Genomic DNA, 6,337 nt, shown 5'->3' with positions numbered 1-6,337 from the left:
CGGCGTTGCACGCGGCCTGGATCGTCTTGAAGGCTCGATACCAGGTGAATCCGTTGTAGCTGTCGTTGCCGTTGACGGGGTCGACGTACAACCGCAGGGCGCCGGGGATGGGTCGCTCGAGGTCGGGGGTTCCAACCAGGCTGCTCCACGCACCCCCGGGCAGAGGGAACGATGGGCCAGAGAACACACCACCCAGCTTGAAGCGTGCAAGCCCGGCGCCCACATCCTCGACTGCGGCGACGCGGCCTGCAATGTCGGCGTCAACCACGCCAGGCGCCACAACCTCCGCTGCGGCTTGCGCGGCAGCCTGAGCGATGCTCTCGGGAACAATGTCCGTCAGTGGAACCGGCGCGCCGGTCGGGGTGTCGTCCTCATCCAGCCATTGGTACTTGCCAGCGTTGGGGCCGGACACAATAGGGACGGCGCGCGTGCGGAATTGGGCACGGTTGGCTTCGACATACGTGCCGACCGCCGCGTCCAGCATGTCTTGGCTGGCGTCCGGAGGGTAGGCCACCGCAGCCTCGATCAGTTCCTTGAGCGTTGAGTCCGTGTCCGGTGCGTTGACCCGCCACACCTTGCGGCCGTAGCGCACCTCAGCGAATCCCGGCTCCAGCTCAAACCTCACGCGCCCGGCGACCGACCGCACGACAACCGGCTTCTCGGTGATGACGCTGCCGTCGTCGGCGAAACGAATGACCGACGCGACCTCCAGTGGGATGGCGTTGTCCGGCTGGCCGCTGACATCCTTGAGAGTGCCGGTGATGGTGACTGTCACAGCCCCTCCTCGTTATCCGTTGTCCGCGCCGGCGACGAACGCCGTGAGGTCCATCTGGCGGCCGAGCTTTGTCCAGAGCCGAATGCGAATTGGCAGAGTCGCGCCTCGGATGGCGCCCTTGATCCACATCTGCGTCATGCCTTTGTCTTCGGGATTCACGCCCTCGGAGATCAGCCGGATACCTGGCGACGGCGTGTGCTCGACGCGCACGATCTCGTCGTCGGGGCCGAGGTGGTTGTACCAACGCAGCGTGTAGTCGAGCAGGTCGTCGGGGTCTTTCACCCAGACTGGCATGTCGACACCATTGGCGAGGCGGATGTCGTCGCCGGCGACCACCAGCGGATCGCTCGACCCCAGTGGCGGCACCTCGTAGTCACGATCAGGATGCGGCGTGGCGAAGCGGTAGAGGTCGGCGCCGAACGTGCCGGGGCCGAACGACACCTTGCCCGAGAAGCCCAGCGCGTCGATCGGTGCGGCGTTGGCGTTGAACCCGATCGCCGACCACTGCGCGGTGTTCGCGTTGAACGTCGCCGTGGCATCGACCGAGGCATCACCGCGGGACTCGCCGAGCACCAGCTGCCCGGCGCCCGTCAGCGTCGGTGCGGCGATGCGCGTGCCGGTGAACTGCTTGATGGTGCGCCCCTTGCCGACCAGGTGCGAGCTGTAGACGCGATCGGCCGCGACGTCGGAGGTGACCGTGACGCCACCGCTGGCCACCGAGCCCGAGCCCACCGCTGTCACCACCGAGGCGATGATGGTGTCGATGTCATCCTCGACGCCCGAGATCGCCACGGCGTCGACGTACATGAACTTCGCCAGCAGGCCCGTTGTCACACCGGAATACGCAGCGACAACGGCCGTCGCGCCGCCATCGGGGTCGTCGGCGTCGAGGTCGATGATCCAGCCGCGCTGCATTGACTTGTTCGAGTCGAAGCGCACCGCGGCACTCAGTGGAGTCATCGCGTGGCCGTTCCAGGTGGGCGTGAACGTCGCCGAGGTGGTGTCGACCTCGCCGACCCAGCCGATGAAGACGATGCCGAACTTGTCGACGGCGGTCGGGTCTACCGAGAGGTTCGCCGTGATCGAGCCTGACGCCGATCCGCCGGCGATCCGCTGCGCCTTGTAGCCGACGCCTGCGCGCTGTACTGCCATCTCAGGCGGTCCAGCCTTCGATCGACAGCTCGATGCCGTCACCAATGATCAGGACGTCACCGGCCACGACATCGATCGGGCTACGGGCGGTCAGGTTCCACAACCACGTGCCGCCCTCGAGCGCGGTGTGCAGGCTGCCGAACTTAATCCGGCCGTCGGTGCCGATGATGAACTGCGGGGGCGCGCCGGTCGTGGTGACCTTGCCGTCTGCCGAGATGACGAACAGGCCCAGCTGACGGGCGTCGATGTCGGCCTGGTTCGCAGTGCCGCCAGAGCCCGGGTCTTCGAGGTGCAGATCCAGCCAGGCGCCGGGCAGCACAAAGGTCGACGTGAGCCAGCTGTTGACCAGGCCAACCGACGGTCCAACTCCCATGGTCGTTCCTCTCTAGTTCCGAAATTCGTTGAGCGCGGCGAACAGTGGCGCCATGTCCTCGACGGCTTGGTCCCAGGACTCCCACTGATCGCGCCACTCAGCTGGGCCGTCGAGCAGGTACATATCCGCGGGATCAAGCGGCCCGGGGTTCGGCCCCTCTTCCGGCCCCACGCCGTAGAACGTGCCATCGGGCCGCATGTACCAATAGCGGCCGCCCGCAGCACATTCAGCCATCTCGTCAGGTGTCATCACGCTGCTTCCTCCCCGGTGAGCACACTGACGGACGCCCATGGAATGAACCGCGTCTCGCGGCTGAGCGACGCGAAGCTGATCGACGACGGAATGCCCTGCGAGTAATCCTTGGCGATATAGCAGGCCGCGTCGAGGATCGGCACGGTGCGCCCGATCGTCGGCATGGGCGCCACACCGAAGCGCCGCGGGGTCTGCAGCAGCCCTGGCGCGGTCTGCTGGATCGCCGCGAAGAGGATCTGGCCCGGTGAGCACTGCTGCGCGATGGGCACGCCAGCGATCGTCATGGTGATCGCCACCTCGGCGGGAGGTGCGCTGGTGCTGCCGATGTTGGCGTAGGTGTCCTTGATGTTGCCCGAGCCCCACACCTTCACGAGGTTGGCTGTCGCCGGGTCGTAGATGAACAGCGCGACCTCGTAGTAGTCGATCGAGAAGATGGAAGTATCCGCGCCAGTGAGCCATCGAAAGATGTCGACGGTGCCGCTGCGGTCCACCACGATCGGCGCGAAGTAGATGTGCCCGATTGACGAGCCCTTGGGAGTGCGCGGGACGATCGTCGGAAGCACGCCCTGCCAGAGGTAGCCGGCGGTGTCCTCGCGGTGGTCGCCCTCGTCGATGTCGATGACGTCGGCGTAGCGGGGCTTCGTCGAACCCGAGGCGATGCCAGTGGTGACAACCGACGCTCGCGCCACAGTCGCCATGGCGTCGATGTCGGACACGTAGGCCGCCGTCGCGTTCGTCGCCGCGGCGATCTCATTGAGCGTCGCGATGGCCTCGGTGTGCTCGGTCAGCGTGACGGAAAGATCCGTCGACCAGCCCGACAGCCACTCCAGCGGGTCGCGCTCGCCGTCGTCGAACATGCCGAGCCCGACGGCGACGTCGGCGTTGTAGCGGCGCCGCTGGAACTTCGCATCCTCGATACGGTCCTGCCACGTCTTCTTGGCCGGCTGTTGCTTGGTCTTGCCAGGTACCTGGTGGATCGCCTCGAGTGTCGGCTCCCAGTCGCCCGTCTCGGCGGTCACGGCACAGGTACCGCGATCATCTCGAAGGCCGCATCAGCAGCAGCCGCGCCGTATGTCGCTGTGCCGCTCATCTTCTTGGTACGGAAGTAGAGCGTCGCCGCAGCACCGGCCGCGATGATGTTGGAACCGGCCTCAACGCGCGAGATGATCTGCGGCTGATACGTCTTGACGCCCACGAGGCCCCGGCCGCGACCGATGATGTTGCCGCCGGTCTCGTCGTTGAGCCGCACGATCAGGTCGACGCGCAGGTCAGTGCCAGCGCCGCCCGTGCCACCCGAGCCGATGGTCACCGCACTGCCGCGCACTGCCGGCGTCCAGTCGCGGTTGTACTGGCCAGCCTCGATGTCGATGACGCCCATGGTGTATTCGGCCGTCGTGCCGTCGGGTGCGCTCGACAGCGACGTCGCCAGATGCAGGCCCGGCACCTTCGGGTAGGTCAGCTCGAACGTCTCTTCGCCGGCTGCGATCGAGAGCACCTGGCCGAACTGCGGTGTGCCGTAGTCGGTGGGGCTCAGGATCGCCGCGCCTGGTGCGCCTGGTGCGCCGCGGTGCAGCGTCAGCACGACGCCGTAGACCGGGCCTGAGACCTCTGTCGCGTCGGCAATCGGGATGATCTCGCACGACGCCTCGGTAGGGTCGTCGTGCGCGAGCTCGGTGAAGCCGGTCAACACGAGCGTCGGCGAGAAGCCCGTATCACCCTTGGCCAGTGCGGGATAACGGCCCAGCCCCGTCGGTAGTCCACCCTGCGGCGCGGCGGCGGCGAGGAAGAACCCCGTGCCGATTCCGGTGTCGGTGATCTCGAACGCCAGCTCGGCCATCGAGACAACGAAGTACCGGCGGCCGGTGTTGTTGTAGTTCTCGACGATGCGCCACTCGGTGTTGAATGCCACGTGATCTCCTACGTATTGGGCGCCAGCGTCGCGACGTTGACGGCCGCAATGACCTCGCTGACGTTGCGCTTGAGTTCGACGATGGGGTGCTGGATCGGCTTGCCGTCACCGAGCGTCACGGTGACCTCGCGCTCGTTTCGGGAGAACCGGAACGCCACGAGGTCCATGTGGTCGGTGAACTTCTTGGTGCGCGACGAGTAGATGAGCGTCCCGAGCGCGCCGGGGAACATGTCACGGCCGAGCTTGAGCGGTCCGTTCTGACCACGGAAGGTGACGACTGCGGTGGTGTAACCCCTACTGTCCCAAAGCACTTGGATGAACTGGAACAGGCTTTCGACGTTGTAGGGGCTGCTGTTGGTGGCGGTGAAGACCTCGATGCCGGGGTGATACGGGCCCACCTCGTCGCGGCGGCTGTAGTGCTGGATGAGCTGGAAGGCGAAAAACGCGTCGTTGAGGAACCCGTCGAGCAAATTCGAGGGGACGCCGGTGAATCCGAGGATGATGGACACTGCATCGATCGCGAACGAGTAGGTCGCGTTCATGAGGTCGTTCAATGTTGAGTTGGTCTGTGCCCCACCAGTTTCCCGGTGGGGCACAGACCAACCACTTGGGGCTCTTTCCGCCGATCACGTGTTGCCAACCGAGCGGCGTCGTCCGCTTGATCTTGTAGGTCATCAGCGGCGACTTGACGCGCACCACCTCGCCGTCGACGACGATGGTGTCGGGCGTCTCGAGCTGCACATACGGCGGCACGAACGTCAGGCCCAGGCCCGGCGCGATGTAAACCCCCTCGGGCGCGTACACCCCGTCGGGATTCAGTAGCGGGTCAAGCGTTTTCCCGAGCAGCGACCCCTGCACGTCGACTGCAAACCGCACGGCCGAGTCGAGCACCGTCTGCGTCGGGCCCTGGATCTGGCTGCGGTCGAGCACCCGCATGACATACGTCGGGCGGTCGAGGTTGGCCCACTTGTCGGGCTGCTCCATGCCAGGCAGCCACAGGTAGATCCGCACATCGACGCCGTAGGCCTTGGTGATGTCGGCGATGACCTGGCCGACGGTTTCCATGCGCACCGTGCGGCAGTACAGCGGCGAGGTGTCGGTCAGCAGGCCCGTACGCACCACGTAGAGCGGTGTCTTGAGCGCCGTGCCGATCTTGGCGTCGTTCTTGATCGCCTGCAGCATCGTGCCCAGCCACGCGCGCACGTCGGCATTCAGGCTCAGCGCGTTGTTGATGAACTCGTTGAGGCCGCCCTGGATTCGGAGCGCCTGCTCGGCCGCCATGCCCTCGATCACCGTGCACAGGGGCGAGAAGTAGATGGCGTCGGAAAATGGCTGGGTCTGGATGGGCAGTTTGCTCGACGGCCAGATTGGCAGGTAGTTCAGTATGTCCCAGATGCCCACGAGCTCGGCGGTGAGCGTGACGGTGCCGTCCTTGCCGAGTTCCTCGGTGTAGCCCTTGACGTAGAACGCCTCGTCGAGCCCCTCGGTCTGGATGCGGACGCCGACCATGGTGGTCTCGCACTGCGACAGGTAGGGGTCCAGCCAGTGGTTCTCTTTGAGCTTGAGCGTCGCCTGCGGGGCGGCGTTGCGCGGAATCGAGCCGGTGAGCTCGATGAAGTCGCCGGCCGGGCCGATCTCGCGCCAGAACGAATCGTGGACGGTGACGCGAACCTCGGTGTCGGACAGCGAGAACGCCTCGGCCAGACCCTCGGCAGCCTTGGCCTGGCGGTAGGGCGCGCCCGAGTCGAGCTCCTGCCGCCAGAAGTCAGCCTTCGGGTGGTCGAGGACCGCGGCGGTCACGACTCACTCCGCAGGGGCGCGCCGCAGTCATAGCACTTGCGTACGGTGCCCAGCGTCGACACCCCAGATGACCTCA

General features: G+C 66.0%; 8 protein-coding genes. All 8 read right to left on the bottom strand.

The genetic code is table 11. The features are described 5' to 3' along the window. Positions 1–775 (bottom strand): hypothetical protein (locus MHN84_RS20475; RefSeq protein ID WP_241206332.1); only part of this gene is annotated, 775 nt, incomplete at its 3' end. Between the two features lie 12 nt (positions 776–787). After that, positions 788–1,927: a hypothetical protein gene (locus MHN84_RS20470; protein ID WP_241206331.1), complete on the bottom strand. Its 1,140-nt coding sequence runs from the start codon at positions 1,925–1,927 to the stop codon at positions 788–790. Position 1,928: 1 nt separating this feature from the next. Continuing rightward, on the bottom strand, positions 1,929–2,300 hold the full coding sequence (locus tag MHN84_RS20465) for a hypothetical protein (RefSeq protein WP_241206330.1): 372 nt from the start codon (positions 2,298–2,300) through the stop codon (positions 1,929–1,931). Positions 2,301–2,312: 12 nt separating this feature from the next. Further along, a complete protein-coding gene (locus tag MHN84_RS20460) occupies positions 2,313–2,552 on the bottom strand; it encodes a hypothetical protein (protein WP_241206329.1) in 240 nt (79 codons plus the stop codon). Beyond that, positions 2,549–3,571, bottom strand: coding sequence for a hypothetical protein (locus MHN84_RS20455; protein ID WP_241206328.1), 1,023 nt, complete (start codon positions 3,569–3,571; stop codon positions 2,549–2,551). Before MHN84_RS20455 ends, MHN84_RS20460 begins: the two co-directional genes overlap by 4 nt. Next, positions 3,568–4,461 (bottom strand): hypothetical protein, encoded by an 894-nt coding sequence (locus MHN84_RS20450; RefSeq protein ID WP_241206327.1) that lies wholly within the window; start codon positions 4,459–4,461, stop codon positions 3,568–3,570. The genes MHN84_RS20455 and MHN84_RS20450 overlap by 4 nt, the downstream gene beginning before the upstream one ends. 8 nt (positions 4,462–4,469) lie before the next feature. Next, the gene (locus MHN84_RS20445; RefSeq protein WP_241206326.1) at positions 4,470–4,772 is read right to left on the bottom strand and encodes a hypothetical protein; all 303 of its coding nucleotides are present in this window, start codon (positions 4,770–4,772) and stop codon (positions 4,470–4,472) included. Beyond that, positions 4,756–6,261 (bottom strand): hypothetical protein, encoded by a 1,506-nt coding sequence (locus MHN84_RS20440; RefSeq protein ID WP_241206325.1) that lies wholly within the window; start codon positions 6,259–6,261, stop codon positions 4,756–4,758. Before MHN84_RS20440 ends, MHN84_RS20445 begins: the two co-directional genes overlap by 17 nt. Between the last annotated feature and the right edge of the window lie 76 nt (positions 6,262–6,337).

Origin of the sequence: Mycobacterium sp. PSTR-4-N (genome assembly GCF_022348085.1) — a bacterium.
Classification (GTDB): Bacteria; Actinomycetota; Actinomycetes; order Mycobacteriales; family Mycobacteriaceae; genus Mycobacterium.
The sequence above is the reverse complement of the archived record's forward strand: the minus strand, read 5'-3'. Positions and strand labels throughout refer to the sequence as shown.